General features: G+C 62.6%; 22 protein-coding genes. All 22 read right to left on the bottom strand.

Features of this window, described 5'->3' with window-relative positions:
- Positions 1–3: 3 nt before the first annotated feature.
- The 22 genes from BAU06_RS09395 to BAU06_RS09290 all read right to left on the bottom strand — a co-directional run bounded on the left by BAU06_RS09395 (position 4) and on the right by BAU06_RS09290 (position 17,573).
- On the bottom strand, positions 4–222 hold the full coding sequence (locus BAU06_RS09395; RefSeq protein ID WP_066347625.1) for a hypothetical protein: 219 nt from the start codon (positions 220–222) through the stop codon (positions 4–6).
- Between the two features lie 7 nt (positions 223–229).
- Entirely contained in the window at positions 230–736 is a 507-nt protein-coding gene (locus BAU06_RS09390; protein WP_066347622.1) for a lysozyme, read from the bottom strand.
- Positions 733–942, bottom strand: a complete 210-nt coding sequence (locus tag BAU06_RS09385) for a hypothetical protein (protein ID WP_197509474.1) — start codon at positions 940–942, stop codon at positions 733–735. The genes BAU06_RS09390 and BAU06_RS09385 overlap by 4 nt, the downstream gene beginning before the upstream one ends.
- Before the next feature lie 69 nt (positions 943–1,011).
- Complete coding sequence (locus BAU06_RS09380; RefSeq protein ID WP_066347610.1) at positions 1,012–1,560, bottom strand: DUF4376 domain-containing protein; 549 nt, start codon at positions 1,558–1,560, stop codon at positions 1,012–1,014.
- A gap of 7 nt (positions 1,561–1,567) precedes the next feature.
- On the bottom strand, positions 1,568–2,314 hold the full coding sequence (locus BAU06_RS09375; protein ID WP_066347608.1) for a gp53-like domain-containing protein: 747 nt from the start codon (positions 2,312–2,314) through the stop codon (positions 1,568–1,570).
- A 2-nt stretch (positions 2,315–2,316) separates the two neighbouring features.
- A complete protein-coding gene (locus BAU06_RS09370; protein ID WP_231934027.1) occupies positions 2,317–6,237 on the bottom strand; it encodes a host specificity factor TipJ family phage tail protein in 3,921 nt (1,306 codons plus the stop codon).
- Positions 6,228–6,623: a hypothetical protein gene (locus BAU06_RS09365; RefSeq protein WP_231934026.1), complete on the bottom strand. Its 396-nt coding sequence runs from the start codon at positions 6,621–6,623 to the stop codon at positions 6,228–6,230. Before BAU06_RS09365 ends, BAU06_RS09370 begins: the two co-directional genes overlap by 10 nt.
- 43 nt (positions 6,624–6,666) lie before the next feature.
- Positions 6,667–7,266, bottom strand: coding sequence for a hypothetical protein (locus tag BAU06_RS26860; RefSeq protein ID WP_066347606.1), 600 nt, complete (start codon positions 7,264–7,266; stop codon positions 6,667–6,669).
- A 32-nt stretch (positions 7,267–7,298) separates the two neighbouring features.
- Positions 7,299–7,775: a DUF1833 family protein gene (locus BAU06_RS09355; RefSeq protein ID WP_066347603.1), complete on the bottom strand. Its 477-nt coding sequence runs from the start codon at positions 7,773–7,775 to the stop codon at positions 7,299–7,301.
- The gene (locus tag BAU06_RS09350) at positions 7,772–8,122 is read right to left on the bottom strand and encodes a hypothetical protein (RefSeq protein WP_066347596.1); all 351 of its coding nucleotides are present in this window, start codon (positions 8,120–8,122) and stop codon (positions 7,772–7,774) included. Before BAU06_RS09350 ends, BAU06_RS09355 begins: the two co-directional genes overlap by 4 nt.
- Positions 8,123–8,127: 5 nt before the next feature.
- Positions 8,128–10,956 (bottom strand): phage tail tape measure protein, encoded by a 2,829-nt coding sequence (locus BAU06_RS09345; protein WP_066347593.1) that lies wholly within the window; start codon positions 10,954–10,956, stop codon positions 8,128–8,130.
- Position 10,957: 1 nt separating this feature from the next.
- Positions 10,958–11,251: a DUF1799 domain-containing protein gene (locus BAU06_RS09340; RefSeq protein WP_066347590.1), complete on the bottom strand. Its 294-nt coding sequence runs from the start codon at positions 11,249–11,251 to the stop codon at positions 10,958–10,960.
- Positions 11,252–11,259: 8 nt separating this feature from the next.
- A complete protein-coding gene (locus BAU06_RS09335) occupies positions 11,260–11,571 on the bottom strand; it encodes a phage tail assembly chaperone (protein WP_066347587.1) in 312 nt (103 codons plus the stop codon).
- Positions 11,568–12,224, bottom strand: a complete 657-nt coding sequence (locus tag BAU06_RS09330) for a phage tail protein (RefSeq protein WP_066347584.1) — start codon at positions 12,222–12,224, stop codon at positions 11,568–11,570. Before BAU06_RS09330 ends, BAU06_RS09335 begins: the two co-directional genes overlap by 4 nt.
- Positions 12,225–12,276: 52 nt before the next feature.
- Positions 12,277–12,630: a DUF3168 domain-containing protein gene (locus BAU06_RS09325; protein WP_066347581.1), complete on the bottom strand. Its 354-nt coding sequence runs from the start codon at positions 12,628–12,630 to the stop codon at positions 12,277–12,279.
- On the bottom strand, positions 12,620–13,111 hold the full coding sequence (locus BAU06_RS09320) for an HK97-gp10 family putative phage morphogenesis protein (RefSeq protein ID WP_066347578.1): 492 nt from the start codon (positions 13,109–13,111) through the stop codon (positions 12,620–12,622). The genes BAU06_RS09325 and BAU06_RS09320 overlap by 11 nt, the downstream gene beginning before the upstream one ends.
- Positions 13,104–13,454 (bottom strand): phage head closure protein, encoded by a 351-nt coding sequence (locus tag BAU06_RS09315; RefSeq protein WP_066347575.1) that lies wholly within the window; start codon positions 13,452–13,454, stop codon positions 13,104–13,106. Before BAU06_RS09315 ends, BAU06_RS09320 begins: the two co-directional genes overlap by 8 nt.
- Positions 13,451–13,930 (bottom strand): head-tail connector protein, encoded by a 480-nt coding sequence (locus BAU06_RS09310; RefSeq protein WP_066347573.1) that lies wholly within the window; start codon positions 13,928–13,930, stop codon positions 13,451–13,453. Before BAU06_RS09310 ends, BAU06_RS09315 begins: the two co-directional genes overlap by 4 nt.
- 2 nt (positions 13,931–13,932) lie before the next feature.
- Positions 13,933–14,118 carry a hypothetical protein gene (locus BAU06_RS09305; RefSeq protein ID WP_066347570.1) on the bottom strand — a complete coding sequence of 62 codons (186 nt, stop codon included), beginning with the start codon at positions 14,116–14,118 and terminating at the stop codon, positions 13,933–13,935.
- 75 nt (positions 14,119–14,193) lie between these two features.
- Complete coding sequence (locus tag BAU06_RS09300; RefSeq protein WP_066347565.1) at positions 14,194–15,471, bottom strand: phage major capsid protein; 1,278 nt, start codon at positions 15,469–15,471, stop codon at positions 14,194–14,196.
- A gap of 4 nt (positions 15,472–15,475) precedes the next feature.
- Complete coding sequence (locus tag BAU06_RS09295; RefSeq protein ID WP_066347562.1) at positions 15,476–16,342, bottom strand: head maturation protease, ClpP-related; 867 nt, start codon at positions 16,340–16,342, stop codon at positions 15,476–15,478.
- Complete coding sequence (locus BAU06_RS09290; protein ID WP_066347558.1) at positions 16,308–17,573, bottom strand: phage portal protein; 1,266 nt, start codon at positions 17,571–17,573, stop codon at positions 16,308–16,310. Before BAU06_RS09290 ends, BAU06_RS09295 begins: the two co-directional genes overlap by 35 nt.
- Positions 17,574–17,576: the final 3 nt, after the last annotated feature.

Raw genomic sequence — 17,576 nt, 5'->3', positions numbered from 1 at the left:
GGGTCAAAAGAACATGGCGCCGACGATCAGGCCCAGCACCGCGCCGGCGGCCAGGGACCAGGCCACGACGGTCCAGGGCCGGCGCGCGGCGGCCGCGGCAACGTCGGTTTTCACGTCCGCGACGGTGGCCCCGACGGCGGCCGGCCCGGCGTCGGGATTGCCGGCCGGCGCGGCGGCGGGGGAAGCGGCGGCGGCCGCGGTATCTTGCGTTTTGTCGGTCATGCTGCACCTATTGAGGTGGGTTGGGGGAACTCTGCTCGCAGACCCACTGGTCCGCGTCGCGGCGATTCTGGAGGCCTGGGAGCGTTTTCAGCTGGCCGTTGACCCTTCCCTTCACCCAGGCGTCGTACTCGGCGCACGCGCCCGCGTAGTCGCCCGCGTTGAGCTTCTTCAGGAGGGTCGAGCTGGCCAGGCGGCCGGCGCCCAGGTTGAATGTGAAATCGATGAGGGCCGCGCGCTGCCAATCGGTCAGCGGCACCTTCACCAGGCGGCGCACGGCCGCGGCAGCCTGCGCGATGTCTTGCCGCTTCAGCTCGTCGCACTCGGCGTCCGAGTACCGGCGGCCTGGGACCACGTCCGGCCCGGCGTGGCCCTCGCAGACGGTCCAGACGCCGACAGGATCGAGATACGGGACGTTCTCGCGGCCTTCGAAGTGGGAGATCAGGACGCCGGCGACGGCCAGCGCGCCACTGGCCGCCGCGGCCTGGAGCGCGCGTTTCAGGCTGGCCGGGATCACGACTCCTCCACGATGCCGTCGCGCGCCTGGCGGCGCCACTTCCAGATCAGGTAGGCCGTCTGCAACGCGATATACCCCAGCGACGCTGCAATAAGCCAGTGATTCGGATCAGACCACCAACCCGTAGACACCGCGGCGGTGACGGCTACGGGCGGCGCAGCCTTGATGCCTTCTTTGAGGCTTTCCATTGCGATCTCGCTATTCAATTGCTGGCTCCTGAATGGGTGCATTGCTGCCTCCCGTATGGACGTAAAAAAACCCGCCGTAGCGGGTTGTCAGGGCGTGGTCGGCCAACTTATGGCCGCCACCTCTTCCGGCGTTGTCGCGGCCTCGATCTCGGCCTTCAGCTGCCACGACGTGGCGTACTGTTGATTGACGTGCTGGAGCAGCGCGGCTCCCAAGGCAATCACGCCATCGCCATCCATCGGGATGTTCTGGTTGTCCGATGTGCGCCAGGTGAACCCTTGCGGCAAGGCAATACCCGCCTGTACGCCAGTCGCCGTGCCGATGATGTTGGTGCGGCTGACCAAGTCCGAGTCGAACCGGTATCCGTCATAGTCGAAGCCGCTGTCAATGGCTTCCAAGCAGGCGGCAGTCATGTCGGATGCCTTTGCCAACTTCAGTTCGTCCAGCGTCGGCGCTGGAGGATCGCTCAACACCATGTTGCCGTTCGAATCCACGCCGGAGATCGTCTTGCCGGTGGCCTGGGCCTCCAGCGCGCGATCACGTTCGGCCGCCGTAATCTGTACCGCGTCGGGGGGAATGGCCGATCCGTGGACGGCGCTGTCGTAGAACCCGCCAGTAGATTTTGCGTAGTAGATCATGGTTCACCTATCGTCCGAAGGCCCAGTACCGGCCAGTGAGGCCGCCGGAGGTGGCTGAGTTGTTGGTCATGTCGAATGTAGTCAGCGTCAGCGACACCGCCCCCACTGAGTAATTCGACGTGTTCGTTCCGCTTGTGATGGGCGAGACGATGACGCCATAAATCGCATTCGGGAAAGCAAGCGGGAACGTGACTCGGTTGAAGCCGCCATTCGCCGCTGTTCCGGTCGAACCCCATTGAAAGACTAGCCCACCGAGCCAGGATGGAAGGGCCACATAACCGTTCGCAGCCAGGGAGTAAGAGACGCCCCACCGCAATTTCTTCGGCGTCACCATTCGCGCGTCGTCGGAGCCGGCATCCGTTTCGGTCTGCGTCGCGACTTCTGCCACGCCGGCCCGGCTTTCAGTTGCCGACAGGAGGACGTACGCTGACGTGCCCGCATCCCATGTCATGTGTCCGACACCCGAGACGAGGATATCGCCGACATTGGTCGTAGGAATGCTTCCCGAATCGAAAAGCGCCGCGGATCTGCCGAACAGCAGGCCAATCGTCACCCATGCCGTGTTGGCCGCGTTTCGTCGCTTCAGAAGCGAGTTGGCCGTATCCGCCCAGGTCATGTAGGCGTCCGAGATACCGGCAGGATCATCGTCCCCTGCAAAATCGGTGGCAATCGTACCCAACGCATCGTTGACCTGTGCCACCAGGTCCGGGCCGGACAGCGGCGGCGTCGTTTGAATCTGCGATCTTTCTTGCATGTTTAGAACCCCTGGGAGATCCAGTTAACGTCACGCTCCACGGACGTGGAGCCGTTCATGATGGTGATGTTGAATCCTTCTTCATCGGAATTGGTCAGGACGAAGCGGTCGCCGTTGACGGCATCCAGAATAGATACCTGGACGTTGGGAATGGCATGGAACGTTTTCGCGTACGTGACGCGCACACCTCCAACGGGAATCGTCACACCCTCGGCCCGTTGCAGGAGATCTGGAACGTCAATCGTCCACTGGAACTGACTCACAAACGGAATGATCAGCGGATCCGATGTGGCGATAAGAAGCCGCACGTCGAAGTAGCGGGCGTTGATCAGGCCTGGAACGTAGTCGCGCCAGTCGGACCAATCACCTTCAACAACCGCCGTCCGGATCTGCGGGGTGACTGTCACCTTGAGCAGATCCGAGCCATTCAGCACGTCAGCCACGGCGAAGATATCCGGTACGACTAGGATGTCGGCCGTGACGTTCCGCGCCTCAACCGCCAGGTTGAAGTCCACCCTGACCGGTGCGACATACCCAATATCGATCTGGTCCGCTTCGGCATTGGTGTACACACCGCTTGCGGCCGGTCCGCCGTACCACAGCACGTCCTGCTCGGCGAACACGTCTTCCAGGCTGAGAATGTCACCTTGCGGAGCAAGCGTCAGCTTCCCGTCATAGACATAGGCACCGTCAGAGACGGTTCCCGTCCAATCTGGCGCCTCGTCCTGCGTCACGAGCACATTGCGTACGAGTGTTGCGCCGGCGATCAGAATGCTGTCCGGAACACCGTAGATGATCGTTCCGTTGGACAACGTGAATTTCGCAGCGACCCAGTAGAGCCCGTTTCCAACCGCCAGCGCTTCCACGCCATCCGTGACTGCGATGGTCCTCGCATTCGTCCACGTGGGTCCAAGCCGAATCTCGTAGGAGGGAACCCGAACGTCATCGACGCGCGACCATGCCAACCACGTCAGACCGTCGCGGAAGACATTGGTTAGACCGGTCACCGCTGGCAACGGCGCGGCGAGTCCAGCCACCGTCCAGGTGCCAGACTTTGCCACGCCGGATCCAGTTGATCCGATTGGCGTTATCGTGGCCGTGACCACATCCCCCGTATGTGCCTGGAACGTGAAATACCGGTCCGTGGTAGTAACAGACGGAGCGGCCACACCGTTGATACGGTAGTCAACGCGCGCCCTACCAGCAGAGCTGATTACCCAATCTAGACGGACCTGGATCGAATCAGACGAGACACTGAGGATGCTTTCCTCATACGCCAATGCCAGGATGATTCCACGCAGAAGCGCGCCATCACGCGGCGGTGTGTAGCCGAACGGGTTGGTCTCCGACTTGTAGTAGTCGGGATTGTCGTCCACCGCCTCGAAACGCACCCCATCATCATTGGTGGGCGTCACAGAAACGATCTTCAGGCGTCGCCCCGGCGTCTGGATCGGGTCCATCTGCCATGCCCAGTCCATGGGAATGACGTCGGGCATATCACTGGGCATCGGGAAATCGTCCGGGATCCCGCCGTACAGATTCAGCACGTCCGTATCGCCGTCGAACCATGAGACCGTCGTGTAGATCATCCGACCATCCGGAGCCCGCAGACAGAGGTACGCGCCGGCCGCCTCTGATATCGGCACCTTGCGGTCGAGAAAAATCTGCGTCCGCGTGCCGCCGGTCAGCCTGCCGGAATAGCCCCAGACTGTAAGGTCATGAGAAACCTGCACCACATCGCCCCGAGTCGCGATGTAGCCCTCGATGTCCATCTCCCAGGTGACCCGCCGTCGGTGGAAATTCTGGCTTGCGGCCAGAAGGTTCACCGCTCGCCCGGCCACCGCCGCGTCGTCAATCCCTTCCAGATCGAACGTCTGCGGGTTATTCAGCAAAGGGGCGCCAGGAACACGGACTCGAACTTGATCGGCCTGCCAATCCCGATCCTTATTGGCGAAGTTGCCGACAATCTCATCGACCGTCGCGTCGACGTAGCTGACCTCGAACGTACCCGCCTTGATATTGAAGGGACCGATCATGGCAACGACCGGTAGGTCGGCCTGGTCCCAGACAACGCCGAGTTTTCCTGACTGCCAGGTGTATGAAGCCTGTCCCGCTCGTGCAATCATCGTCAGCACATCGTGGGCGCTCATCTTCTGCGCCAGGACATACCGAAACGTCCAGCCCTTGGCCGTACACCATGCGCCCCACGCCTTGATGCTCTCTACGTCGATCTGCTCCTCGGGAATGCAGGCGCCATAGAGCTTGTTGCCGCTGGCATCTCGCTTCCCAAGCGCGAACCAAAGGAACCAATAGGCCGGATTGGCATTCGCCGCGTACACCCAGGCAGAGCCATTCCAGACGTTGCATGCCGGATAGCAGGTGGCGGACAGCTCATCGATCGGACCGTTAAGCTGCGAGGTTGCACGAATCCGGACCGCTATCCGCGCCTGGTTGCTGTAGTCCGTCGGCGTGTACTGGAAGGCACGGATCTGCGTGACCGCGATCTGGTTAGAGTCCGTGTTGGTATTGATGTCAGGGGTTACCTTCTGAACCCGGATCTCGTACTGCCCAGGCGGAAGATCCCCAGTCCAAGTAGACCTTAGCGGCTTGTTCGAATTGTTGGATAGTCGGATCCCCTCCGTGGTCTGATAGCCCAGTAGCGGATCAGGTGCGATGCCTTGCCAAGGGAGCCCGAGTTGAATGGGGTGCGGCAGCCAGCGCCATTCGTAGGTCTGGCAGGAATAGTTATCGCCCGCATCGCCACCGCCCCATGTCTGGCATTCGACGTGTTGCTCGCCGTTGACATGGTCGTTGGGATTCAGCGATCCATAGGATATCTGCACCCACTGCGTGCCAGACGTGGCACTTTCCCCATCACTGAGCGACTGGTAGACACCATAGGCCCAGAAGTGCGTGGCGTACACCGGATCGGTGAAGTTTCCGAACGGGATCCAGGTAGACGACCCGACTGCCCGATACTCGACCTGTACAACGACCTCACGCGGATTGAATTCTCCCGTGAGCGTATCCAAGCTGAACAGGATGGCCGAGAACTCGATCTCGAAGTGATTGGTGTTTGGCGGCGTCGTCCGTGTATTCCATCCATCGTACTGGTTAAGGTCGAATCCCTGGATGGTATCGACGTTATCCGGGGCCAGCGTAACGATCCCATCCCAGCCCGATCGCTGAATCTGGACGCCCTGGAAATTCTCAATCGGCGTATCGCCTATCTTCAGATTCGTGATCGACATATCCGGCTGGAGGCCGAAGTGGAATATCTGCGATAGGTACTGATCGTCGCCGATGTACTGCGTGGACGGATTGCTTCCAACGTCAGGGACGACCTTGATCGGCCCGCCCATGACAAGCAGCATGGGCTCGAATGGACGCGAAGTGTTGCGAGCGGCCTGGATCTGGTAGCTCGGCGCGTTGTCCGTGCCGCTCGTCGCCGTGCTGGCGGTGTTGGGCTTGGGGAGCGGGATCAGGGCGTTGACAAGAATACTTCCACCAATCACGACCGCTGCTGATACGGCAGCGCCAACCGCTGACGCACCTGCGGCTGTGGATCCAGCCAGGCCACTATACGCAGTCGCGGCCGCGCCGCCCGTGTAGGCCGCCACGACCGCAACAACAACCAGCGCAACTGTGCGCAGAACCTTATTCCCCCCGCCCCCGCCTTCCGGCCAAGAGCGGAGAATAATTTGGTCGCCCGGCTTGGGAATGAGTCCGCGCCAAAGGTCCGAGGGAATCAATCGGCCATTGTGCAGCGCGAGCACACGGCCGCGAGCCACCGTCAACCCCAACCGATCAACATAGCGTCCTAGCGTCTCCCCAGGCAGAAACATCTCAAACGAGCATTCCCTCCCGACCCCGGTTAAGGCATGCGGCCACGACACGACTGCTGGCAGTTGAGCTACAGCCATTTGTAGAATCCCTCAAGGATGTATCGGAATTCGGTCATTCTCGAAAGCCTTTCTCTGACAACTGCACCGGCAGATTGGTCGGCATGCAAAACCCACACCTCGCCGCCGATGATGCACACGACGCCTATGTGGGCAAGCCGACCCCTCGCAAGAAACAGAGCTGGCTGAGCGTCAATTGGGGCATCGATACGAACCGCCAGTGCGTCCTTGTTCGCCATGACCTGAGCTGACTGCTCACGCACGCCAGTCGCATGGGACGCCGGAAGGCCGCAATCGATGCCGAGAACATCGCGTGCGACCTTGGCGGCCAGTGCCGCGCAGTCGCCAGCGCCAGCGATGTAGGGCAACCCCACGTATCGATCAGACCAATGCATTTTTCTGGGCATAAAAAAGCCACCCGAAGGTGGCGGAATCGTCTCGAATACTTCGCTAGGTAGGATTCGGGTTAGGTCGATTCGGACGCTGCTTCACAAGGACTCCGCGTAGCTCGTCCGGAACATCGTCGTTAACGGTCACGCTGTCGCATAACGGATCATTCGGCCCCCAAACGACACCATCCTTGATTCTTCGATTGCTTTCCTCGCATGTCATCCAATGGTCCGACTTACCTAGCAAGTAGTCCATGCGCGACCAAAAAACGTCGTAGATCGCGGTTCCGCCGATATTTCCGACCATCGTAGGTCCGAGAGCCTGGCTAGAAGTCGTAGAAACCTCTACTGACACCTTGGTGGTCGCGCCATCCTGTACGGTCTTGATATTCCAAGTGTCGGTGCCAAACCCCGCGGCCAGCACGAAATAGAACGACCAGCGCCGTTGCGCCGTCATGCCGTCTTGCGAATAGGTGAAGGCGAAGTCATTGCCGTCATCGAGCCGAAACAACCTTTCTGCGGCAGCAAAAATATCATCGGGCGATTTCCCCTGATACTGACGTTGGCTGGCCTTCAGAAACTCTTCGCGCGTTAACTGCGGATGCTGACTCGCGCACCCGCTGACGAAAAGTGCGACAAGCGCAATCATGATTGCTCGCATACACCCTCCCAAAACCGCCCTTTTACCATGCTCTACCACAGTCCTGGTGCGGTTTGGGGCGTGAAGGTCTTCACCACCGCCACTTGGGACAGCGTATTCACGAAACCCAGGTTTCCGGAAACCTTCTGGTTGTCGATCTTCAAACCCGTCATGTCCATCGTCAGGTCGTACTCGAACACGTCCGGGTCAGACCGATAGACGAGGATCAACCGGCACCGCGCCCCCTGTCCGCCACGACTAAACTCCAGCCATTCCGTCAGTTCTCGGCCGACGTTATCGACCTGGATTGTCGCCTGTGGAATCTGGCCTTCAATGTCGTCTGGCAACGTGATATCGAACGGACAGGCCGTGTACGTATTGCCGCGGGCCAGCAGATCCTGCGTGTCCCGCACGACTCTGATAGGCTCCGCCAGGTCGGGATGAATTATTTCCAGGCAAACCAGCAGGTTTTCGTCGGCGCTGGTAGCCAGGAGCTGGCGCCGGCCGTTGGTCGATATCGCGCGGCTCATCCGATGCTCTCTATCTGGCCCTGTTGCACCCAGCTTTCACCCTGGACTGACCACTGCTGAGAGCCGGCGACGAATCGGCCCTGCTTGCTCACGCCATCGACGGGATCTTTGAAGGTGAACCATGCGGAGCCGCCGCCGAGGTCGTCCGACACAAACGCGTCGAACGCTGCTTTATCTTCCCGGCTCTGCACCAGGATGCTCACGGCCCGCGTCACGATTGGTTTTGACCAACGTGGTCGCTGCTTGGCCAAGCCGTCCATCTCCGAACGGATGACACCGAAATCTCGCTTTTCGGTAAATCCATCTGTGATGATGCGCGCGTAGGATGGAAACTCGGGAATTGCCATGCCTTTTACCTTTTGCCGACCAAATTCTTGATCTGCTTCGTCATGGGGCCGTTGGTCCGAACATCCTTCAAGAAGACCTCGGTGACTATCCGGTCCCCGTCGATCCGGGTATTACCCTGTGAGGCCTGGACCGGCTGGCCGGACTGATTGATGACGTTGACCTCGATCTGCGGTGCCGCGGCCTGACGACTACCCTGCATTGAGGTCAGCGGCACGGCCGCACGACCGACCGGACCGCCATCCGCATAACCGCGAAACCCCTGCCGCATTGCCTCGACCGCACCGACGCCGCCGGCGCGCGCGACATCCTCCTGGCTCCAAACCACTTCGCCGCGGTGAACGAAACCGGCCAGGTCGTACTTGCCGCCGGGGCCGGTGTATCCGCCACTGTCCAGAAACATAAGGCCGCCGCCGGCGTTGCCCACGTCCGTTGCCGTCGCCGCCCCAATGCCGGCACTCGAGCCTCCGGCAAAATATCCGCCGATGGCCTGGCCAAGGTACTGCGCCAGCGGACCGGTGATGCTGCTGCGCACCGATATCCGAATCAGATCCGCGATGATGCTGTTCGCCATGTCGCTGACGCTCAGCTTGCCCGTCTGGGCGAACTTCACTATCGCGTCCTCGGCGCCTTTGAATCCGTCCGAGAATGCTTGCGACGTGGATGCGGCAACGTTCCTGATGCTGTCGGCGTAGTCTTCAAGCGCCGACGAGGCGCCTGTCTTCCAATCCGATTGCAGCTGGTCCAACTGCCGGTAGTAGTCCTGCTGGTCCGCCAGCGCGAGGTCCAACTGGTCGGAGATTTCCTGGCTGGCCTGCCGGTACTGGTCGGAACCAAGGAGATCCTTTGGCGTCGCCTTGGTCAGTTGGTCCTGGTATCGCTGGTACTGGCGCACCAGCGTTTGGGCGGAGCGGATACGCTCCTGCTCCTGGCTCCCCCGCCCGGCACCCGCCAGCTGCCTCGCGTACTGGTCTCCCTGGCTGGTCTGGGCGGACTGAATCGACAGCAAGAGCTGCCGCGCGCGCTCGTCCAGCTGCAACGACTCCTGCTTCAGTTTGACCTGGTCCCCCAAGGCGACATTGGCCTGGAGCTGGGTCCGAATGGCATCTTCGTTGGCCAGCAGGCTTTTCTGGTCGGCCGTGAGGACCGCCTTGTTTTTCAAGTCGGCTATCTGCTGCTCGAACTTGGCCAGGGCCTGTTGTTGGGCCGTCAGCTTGGTGCTGGACTCCAGCTGGTCTTGCATCGCCGCGGCCTGCTCGCGCAGGCTCGCCAGCATCTTTGTCGCCGCGTCGTCGGTGAATGCCTTGGCTGCGGGATCCTTGTACTTCGCGTTGACCTGGTCGATCAGCCGTTGGGTTTCTTGGACGGAGAGCCCCAGAATCGCCGCATTCTTCCGGACCTGCGCAACTTCCTCGTCTCGAATCTGCGCGCGGCTGCGCGAGCTCTTCCGCAGATCGTCGACCCAGCTCTGCGCCGATATCTTGGCGTCGTTCGCGGCCTGGGCCTCGGCCGCCGCACGGGCGTCCGCCGACTTTTTCTCATCGTCGGCAATCTGTTGCAGGATCGGCGCCAACTGCGTCTGAAGGCGCTTTAGCGCCTGCGCCCGCGCATTTCCTCCACCACCGAAGGCAGCGCCGCCAGCATTCGTCGCGAAGCCGTCGCCGCCCTGAAGCTGGGCGATTTGGTCCTGAATCGCCTTGGCTTGGGCGCGAAGATCCGCCACCGGCGTCGGCCGGCCGATATTCAGCATCGCGTCCCAGGCGCCCTTGGCGGCGCCGGCGAGGCTATCCCAGGCCCGTTCCAGCGTGCCCATGTTCGCCTTCACTTCCTGGGCGCGCTGGATGACAGCGTTGGCGTAGGTGCGCTGCGCGAGCGCCGCAGCCTCGTCCTTGTCCCCCTGCCGCTCCAGCGCCGCGATCTGCTCGTAGATCGAAGCCGTCAGGTAGTGATACTGCTCGTTCAGCGCCGCCGATGCCTTGGTCGGTTCGTCCGCCAGCCGCTCGAACACCGCCAGCGTCTTGTCCGCGGCCGTCCCGGTGATCGACTCCAGGTCCAGAGCCGCCTGGGCCACTTCCCGGTATGAATCGGTGGCGATTTTCCCGCTGGACACCACCTGGGTCAGCACGCGCGCCGCGCTCGCCTGCGTCACGCCTGTTTCGCTGATGCTCCGCGCCAGGTCGGACAGTTCGCCGGCGGTCTGGCCGCTAACGTTCCCCGTCAGAATCAGGGCCTGGTTGAATTTCTGGCTCTCGCCGGCACCCTGGCTGTAGGCCAGGGCAAGCGCAGCCACACCGCCGGCGGTAAGGGTCAACGGATTGACCAGCCCCAGAAAGGCGCTTCCCAACGCCTTGGCGGCGGGCACCAAGCCGCCGAACATATCGCGCAGCTGTCCGCCCTGCTGCAGCGCGACCGTCAGCGGCGACTGTCCGCCCTGCAGGCCGACAATGATATCGGTCAGCTGAGCCGGGACACCACGTAGCGCCGCCGCTTGCTGGCCAGCCGTGATGCCGTACTGATTAAGCTCCTTGCCCGCCGCAGCCGCGGCAGAGCCCGCCGCCGAAAACTTCGTCTTGAGCTCGTCCAGGATGGACGTCGGAACGCCCTTGAGCGCCGCGTTGTAGAGGATCTGTTCCTGGCGCGTTTTGCCAAGCAGATTTGCCTGCCGGATCAGGCCATCGACCTGCCGTTTCTGGGCGGCCGACAGCTTGTTGTAGGCATCCTGCGCAGCCTGCGACATGCCACTGACACTACGCTTGGCCTGATTGATGGCCGCATCGAAGTTCGACGTGTCGACCACAATCGAAAGCTTCGCAGTGCCTAGCGTATCGTCTGCCATGTCAGCTCTTGTAGATCTGTTCCAGCGCAAACCGCTCGATGAGGCGGATCACGTCCATTGTTTCGTCCTGGTCATGCTGCGGGAGGCGGTCCAGTTCCCGGAAGAAAACCAGGTAATCCAGACCCACCACCCCACCCGGCCCAACGCGCCACTGGGTGTGGTTCCGGACGAAGAGTGCAAACGGCTCGGCCAGCTCCGGCCACAGCGCGGCAACAGGAGCGGGGAAGTCTTCCTTCCGCAGTCCTGAGGCCGCCAACGCGTTCTCGGCGGGGGGCGTCCAATAGAACGCCGCCACCGCCTCCTTCAGTTTTTTCGGCGGCCCACCGAAAGAGCTTCGCCGTACGCCTCCAGAATCGCGCGCACGGCGCCCGGCTGGTGCTCTTCCAGCAGCTTCAGACCCGCCACATCCAGCGGCACGTCCGCGTCCCAGCTTTCCAGGATCTGGACGGCGATATCCGCGTCTTGGCCTGACGCTTCGATCACCTTTTGGATGATGGTGGTGTACTCCGATCGGGTCTTGTGCCGGAAGGTGACGGTGAGCTTCTGCTCACGTCCTTGGCCGACGATCGTGATCGTCGCATCGATCGTCGGGTTGGCTTTCACCTGGAACGTCATTCCGCGGCCTCGTAGCGGATGGGATCGGCCAGCAAGGAGAACGTCGCCGTGTTCTGCAGGTTCTCGTTGACGGTGCCGGTCGGAACCTTGTTGAACGAAGGGTAGGCGTAGTACAGCAGCACAGCACCGTTGGGGAGAATTCCTCGCACCACCACCGGGTCGCGCGCCGCGTCGGCCTCGATCAGTGCCTGGTACCACGCCTTGGCCGGGTCATAGTCGAGCTGGAACGTCAGCGTGATCGCATTCTTGAACGTCGGCTTCTGACGCTGGCGGCTGCTGCGGTCCTCCACGTACTGGTACTGGAAGTACTGTTGCTCGCCGCCCGCAACCTGCACATCGCGGACCTGGTCCAGCGGCACCCAGGTATCCACGGCACGCACCGATCCAGCGCCCTGCCCGGCCGGGAATCGCGTGGCACTGGTCGTGTCGACACCTTCCAGCTCGAAGGAGTCGGCATCGGCGTTGGCCGAACGCGCCACCGTTTCGTCCAGCTCGCTCCAGCCAGAATTGACGATCAGGATAGAACCGTCGGCCGGGGGCGTCGCGGCACTGGCCACCGCGGGATTCGCGTTGGTGATGGCGGTCACCGCAACGGCCGCCGCCAGGCCGGTCGACACGGAATATTTCGTGCCGTTGATGAAAATCGAACTCATGGCAAGTCCTCATAAAAAAACCCGGCGGCGCCGGGCGGTTGAAACTGGGCAGTTATCGAGGGTGCCAGATACCAAAGTCCTGGCGGGTTCCGTACAACTTGAGATCCTCTTCGTACAGAGCGACGAATGCGCCGTACGGCTGCGCTGCGAAAGGGCTCACACAGATAGCGGCCTCCACCTGCCGTGCTATTAATGATGCGTTAGCGCGGCTTTTGTCCCATACATAGACCTGTACCCGAGAATTTTCCTGGCCCGGGAGTGCCTTCTCGACATACCAACCGGCGGAGCCGCCGACCTGCTGGTAGATGATGAGCGGATAGGTCGGCACATCGGGTGAGACGTCCGGGTACACGCGGCCAGCCACCAACGGGGCAAGGAGCGCGCGCAAATCGCCTTCAAAGCTCATCGTCGCCTCCCTGACCCGCCAGTAGCTCCGGCAGGCGATGCTTACCGCGTTCAATCATGGCTTGCCGCGCGAGGTCCTTCGCCGCCTCGTAGGCCGGGCGCAGGAAAGGATGCGCCGGAACCCATTTCGGATTCGGCAACAGCGCTCCGGAATACCACTTCCCGTCGCTTCCCTGGTATGCGGCGCGTGTCTGCCAGTGCCCGAACTCCAGCAAGTGGCCATGCGGCGCCTTCGTGGCGTTCCAGGACACCGCATATCTCACTTCGGCCGGAGTGGAATCGGCGTCCTGATAGGCAAGATAGATTGCGTCCCTCAGGCCGCCAGACTGAACCGGTGCCAGCGTCTTCGCCTCGTCGCGCAGCACCTGGCCGCCGGCGACCGCCATCGACCGCGCCAAGCTCTCGCGCGCCGGCCCGACTAGCTTGTCCAGGGCCGCGGTCCAGCCGGACACGTCGAACGTTGCTTTGGTGCCGTCAGCCATCGTTGCCGCCTTGTTCGCAAAGGATGTACGCGGCCTCCCGGTCCTTCAGATCCTGGGTCAGGCCCTTGATGTCGAAGAACTGGCCGTCATGCGACACCCGCATGCCGGCGTCAACGGCAAGCGCCCTGGCCTCTGCAAACCTGACTTTGAAGCTGTACCGGGCAATGTTTGTCGGCACGCCACCTTCCAGACTCGAACGGATGGCACCCATCCCGGTCTCGTTGGCGATGTTCGCCCACATCGTGCCTGCGTCCACCCATTCATCCAATGGCTGGCCCGTCTCGTCCGTGCCGCTGCCTCGCCGCTGGATGGCGATCCGGCGGTTGAGTTCGCCTGCCCTCATGGCATCATCACCAGCCGGTATGGGCGCAGCAGGTCCGCGACACCGAGCGGCAGTTCGGCGACCGTAACACCCGTCGCGACCGATTCTCGGTTCGCGTACAGGTGGCCCAGCGTCAACCGAACGGCGGCGAGGATGCTCCCGTTGGCCACTATGCCGTTGAGGGTGCGTTGAGCGTTGAGACGGAAGTCTGCCAATCGTTTCTCAGCCACCTGAAGCGCCATCTCCCGCGCCGCATCGCTCGACAATCCCGCCGCGGCTGCCACGGCTTGGTCATAGGCCTCTTGCGCCTGGCCGGCGGCGTCCGCAAGATCATTCACGGCCGCGTCAAGCGCTTCCTGATCGACATAGACATTCCGGTTCAAGTGTGCGGACACCGCGTTCTCGGCGGACGCAAGCTTGTCGGCCAATTCCGCGTCGTCATAGTCGCCGGTCACGCGGCACTGCGCGCGACACTGCTCCGCGGTCAACAGAGCCACGATCAGGCCTGGTTCTCGCCGCCGGTGCTGGCCGGCTTGTCGTCCGGCTTGCTGCCGGCCTTGCCGACTGCTCCCAGGGACTTGGCCGCAGACTCGAGCTCCGGCGGACAATCGTCGCCCACCTTGAACTGCGTCGGATAGATTTCGCCCTTCTTGACGCCTCGGAATGCCTTCGTGAATTTCGCCATTACAACTCCAAAACAGATGGGGCGACCCCTGGCCGCCCCGAATTGCCACTGCCAGAAAGCGATCAGCGCCGCGACTTACGCGCCGTCGGTAACCACCATCGCCCGCATCGGTTCGGGGTTCTGCACGCCACCGCCCACACGCTTCGTGGTGTAGAACGACACATAGGGCTTGTTGGTGTACGGGTCGCGCAGCACGCGTACGCCGATACGGTCCAGGATCAGGTACGTGCGCTTGAAATCGCCGAAGAGGATCGGCACGGCGTTCGCGGCGACGTCCGGCATGTCGGGAACTTCGGTCACCGGAAATCCCGCCAGCGTGGCGGGCTGCCCGGCGACGAAGGACGGCTGCCACAGGTAGTTACCCTGGCCGTCCTTCAGTTTTCGCGCGGCGCCTTGCGTCTTGCGGTTCATCGCGAAACGGGCATTGCCGGTGAAGGCCGACGGCAGGTCATAGATGATGTCGATGATGCTGTCGGACGTGATCGCCGCCGCGGCCCCGGAGTTGACCGTGGTGATCGCTCCGAACGGGTGCTTGGCTTCGTTGGCACCGCCTGTCACATAGGTCAGGATGCCAAACGGCTTGTTCGTACCGTCGCCGGCGACGAAGGCGCCACCTTCCTGCTTGGAGAACTCCGTCTGGACCTCGCCAGCCAGCCAGGCTTCGAGGTCGATCGCGGCATCGTCCAGGATCTGCTGGGTGGCGGCCGGGTTGGCGTAGATTTCGCCCCAGCCGAAGCCCAGGGAGGCGAAGGTTCCCGTGTTGGTGTTGGGCCGCGCGGTCGTTTCACCCACCCAACCTGAGGCCGTGCCGCCCATATTGAAGAGCTTGCTGAAGCCGGCGCCCGTGACGGGCTGAACCTGGGCCAATTGACGCATCGGCGACACTTCGACCAGCTTGTCGGTGATCGTACGGTCCCATTCGACCGGCGCCAGATAGCCGCCCTGGTCGTTGGCGCCTTTGTTCAGGGCGGCCTGCACATCGCCCTTTTTGAAGTGCGCCATGAAGGCCTCGGAGTACTCGCGGTCCTTCACCCGGCGGCCGTCGCCGGCGCCCATTTCCGCCGCGGCGATCTTGGTGTTGGCCTCGTCGACTGCGGCCTGCAGGCGAGCGATATCGGCATTGATGTTTTCGACCTTCAGCGCCTGCAGCGCGTCGTGGGTGCCCTTCTTGACTTCTTCCAGCTGCTTGCCGTGCTCGGCCTTGAAGTCGGCGAAGGCCTTGTTCAGATCCTCGATGAGCGCTTTGACGTCGCCCGGCCCTTCGGCACGGACGGACATGATGCCGCGCGGAACGAATCCGGTCGCAGGCATGAAAAAGGCCGCTATCGCGGCCATCAGGGTCTTGCTTTGCATGGTCTTATCCTCGCAGGGTGTTGAGAGTGTTTCGCAGCAGGGCTGCAACGTCTTCGCCAGCGCCCGGCGTGGCGGATCCGGTAGCGCCTGGCATACCGGGGTCGGCAGCGCTCGGCTTGCCGGAAAACAGGGTCTTGAATGCGTCGCGCCGCGAGGCGCGACTATGGCCGGCGCGAGCCATGGACGCCTCGATCGCTGCCATCGCGCGACGGTATTCGCTGCTGGCCTGGGCGGACTGCGCCGTCTCGCTGGCGTCCAGCAGCCCGGTCGCGAAGCCATCTTCCACGGCCTGTTCGGCGCCGATCCAGGTTTCCTTGTCCATCAGCGCCGCGGCCTCGGCCTTCTTGATGCCGGCGCGGCTTGCATACACGCTCGCCATGGCATCGTCGAAGGGCGCCAGCCGCGCCGCGGCGTCCGCCAGGTCGTGACGGTTGCCGATGGCGACCGCCCAGGCGTTATGGATCATGAGGAACGACCCCTCGCCCATCAGGATCTCGTCGCCGGCCATGGCGATGACCGACGCCGCGGACGCCGCCAGGCCCATGACCTTCACCGTCACCTTCGCCTTATGCTGGCGCAGGGCGTTGTAGATCGCGACGCCCTCGAAGAAGTTGCCGCCGGGGGAATTGAGGTTCACCGTCACGTCGCGGTCCCCCATTGCGCGCAGCGCAGCGCTGATACGCTTGACAGTAACGCCGGAGCCGTCCCACGCCTCTCCGATGGAGTCGTAGATGGAGATCGTCGCGTCATCGTCGGCGGCCGCCGCGCGCACTTGCGGTTGCCAGCGCTCCAGCGCGTCGGGCCGCAGGTCGAAATCGGCCGCGCCAAGCCGGAAATCAGCCCTGATTTCGGGCAGTTGCAGCAGGCTCATTGGTCGGTCCTTTCTGGGTCATGGGATTGCGCAGCTTGTCGGCCTCTGGGTCGTTGGACCGCGGATAGTCCTGCAGCTCGCGCACTTCGTTTTGGGTATGCCAGGGCGCCTGCCCGCCGGCGCCAAGCGCCTTAGCGAAGAAATCGGCCTGGTCTTTCAGGGTGCCGCGCAGAAGCGCGCGCTCGTTGAACTTCGCTGTTAGGTTGTCCAGTTCGCTCTCGTCCAAAAGGACCCGCATGACCGCCTGCTCCCAGGCGGTGAACCAATACTGCAGGCCGTACTGCACGAAAAAGATGCCGAGCTGCTCTATCCCGGAGCCCCAACTGGTGTCGTCCATCATCAGGAGCGGCCGCGGCACGCCAAACGCCCGGGCGACCTCCTCGATCTGGGCATTTCGGTTCTCGATGTGCTGAGCTTCCGCCGCCGTGGTGGTGAACTTGTTCGCCTTGGCTCCCTCTTCCAGCAACATCCAGCGTTGGGCGTTCTCCGCGCCGGCGTACTCCTCGTCCAGAGAGTTGCGCATGCGGCTGTACGCCTGATCGGAAAGCGCCTTGGGGACTTCGACCGCGCCGCCAGCCATGTTCCCGGTGCGAAACACACGGCCGGCGGCCCGCTCTGCATCCTGGGCCAGCTGTATGGCATCCCGCGCCAGCCGCATCCGGGAGATGCCTTCCACGCCATCCATGGACAGATCCCGGAGATGAAAGACATCGCGCGAACCGAGCGTGATCGTGCCGCCATCCGGTCGGGTGTACTGGTACTGCATCTTCCAGGCGGAGGACAGAGCCGGCACAACCGTTCCACGCTCCAGCGGGATCATCGCTATGGGCCTGCCCGCCGACCAAATCACCCGCGCATAGGCGTTGCCCTCAGCCAGCGCATGCAGCTGCATTTGCGACTTGAATTCGAATGGCGTCTGCCAGCCGTTCGGCTTCAGCTTCAGGAGGCGGTATCCTGGGTGTTCCTTGGCCAGTGCCTTGCTATCGTCGTTGTGCAGCAGGTTCAACGGCAGCATGCCAATCGACGTCGAGATCAAGGAGACACACCGGAGCGCCGCCATGTTGCGCAGCTCGTGCATGCGCCGCCCGTAGTCGCCGCTTCGGATGTATTCCAGCAACGCCGGATCGTCCAGACCCCTGAAGGATTGGCCGGCCGCCTGCTGTGCCAGAACCGACGGGCGCACCTCGGCCTCCGGCGCGCTTGCTCGCCGGAATCGGTCAAAAAATCCCATTGG

It is taken from the genome of Bordetella bronchialis, from assembly GCF_001676705.1.
In the GTDB taxonomy this organism is placed as follows: domain Bacteria; phylum Pseudomonadota; class Gammaproteobacteria; order Burkholderiales; family Burkholderiaceae_B; genus Bordetella_C; species Bordetella_C bronchialis.
The sequence above is the reverse complement of the archived record's forward strand: the minus strand, read 5'-3'. Positions and strand labels throughout refer to the sequence as shown.

Bases quoted from the DNA above. Each gene is read 5' to 3' on its own strand.
- BAU06_RS09365 (WP_231934026.1), bottom strand. From the start codon at position 6,623: ATGCCCAGAAAAATGCATTGGTCTGATCGATACGTGGGGTTGCCCTAC.
- BAU06_RS09330 (WP_066347584.1), bottom strand. From the start codon at position 12,224: ATGAGTTCGATTTTCATCAACGGCACGAAATATTCCGTGTCGACCGGC.
- BAU06_RS09305 (WP_066347570.1), bottom strand. From the start codon at position 14,118: ATGGCGAAATTCACGAAGGCATTCCGAGGCGTCAAGAAGGGCGAAATC.
- BAU06_RS09335 (WP_066347587.1), bottom strand. From the start codon at position 11,571: ATGACGTTCCAGGTGAAAGCCAACCCGACGATCGATGCGACGATCACG.
- BAU06_RS09375 (WP_066347608.1), bottom strand. From the start codon at position 2,314: ATGCAAGAAAGATCGCAGATTCAAACGACGCCGCCGCTGTCCGGCCCG.
- BAU06_RS09325 (WP_066347581.1), bottom strand. From the start codon at position 12,630: ATGAGCTTTGAAGGCGATTTGCGCGCGCTCCTTGCCCCGTTGGTGGCT.
- BAU06_RS09380 (WP_066347610.1), bottom strand. From the start codon at position 1,560: ATGATCTACTACGCAAAATCTACTGGCGGGTTCTACGACAGCGCCGTC.
- BAU06_RS09295 (WP_066347562.1), bottom strand. From the start codon at position 16,342: ATGAGCCTGCTGCAACTGCCCGAAATCAGGGCTGATTTCCGGCTTGGC.
- BAU06_RS09355 (WP_066347603.1), bottom strand. From the start codon at position 7,775: ATGAGCCGCGCGATATCGACCAACGGCCGGCGCCAGCTCCTGGCTACC.
- BAU06_RS26860 (WP_066347606.1), bottom strand. From the start codon at position 7,266: ATGCGAGCAATCATGATTGCGCTTGTCGCACTTTTCGTCAGCGGGTGC.
- BAU06_RS09395 (WP_066347625.1), bottom strand. From the start codon at position 222: ATGACCGACAAAACGCAAGATACCGCGGCCGCCGCCGCTTCCCCCGCC.
- BAU06_RS09370 (WP_231934027.1), bottom strand. From the start codon at position 6,237: ATGGCTGTAGCTCAACTGCCAGCAGTCGTGTCGTGGCCGCATGCCTTA.
- BAU06_RS09315 (WP_066347575.1), bottom strand. From the start codon at position 13,454: ATGAGGGCAGGCGAACTCAACCGCCGGATCGCCATCCAGCGGCGAGGC.
- BAU06_RS09290 (WP_066347558.1), bottom strand. From the start codon at position 17,573: ATGGGATTTTTTGACCGATTCCGGCGAGCAAGCGCGCCGGAGGCCGAG.
- BAU06_RS09320 (WP_066347578.1), bottom strand. From the start codon at position 13,111: ATGGCTGACGGCACCAAAGCAACGTTCGACGTGTCCGGCTGGACCGCG.
- BAU06_RS09345 (WP_066347593.1), bottom strand. From the start codon at position 10,956: ATGGCAGACGATACGCTAGGCACTGCGAAGCTTTCGATTGTGGTCGAC.
- BAU06_RS09300 (WP_066347565.1), bottom strand. From the start codon at position 15,471: ATGCAAAGCAAGACCCTGATGGCCGCGATAGCGGCCTTTTTCATGCCT.
- BAU06_RS09350 (WP_066347596.1), bottom strand. From the start codon at position 8,122: ATGGCAATTCCCGAGTTTCCATCCTACGCGCGCATCATCACAGATGGA.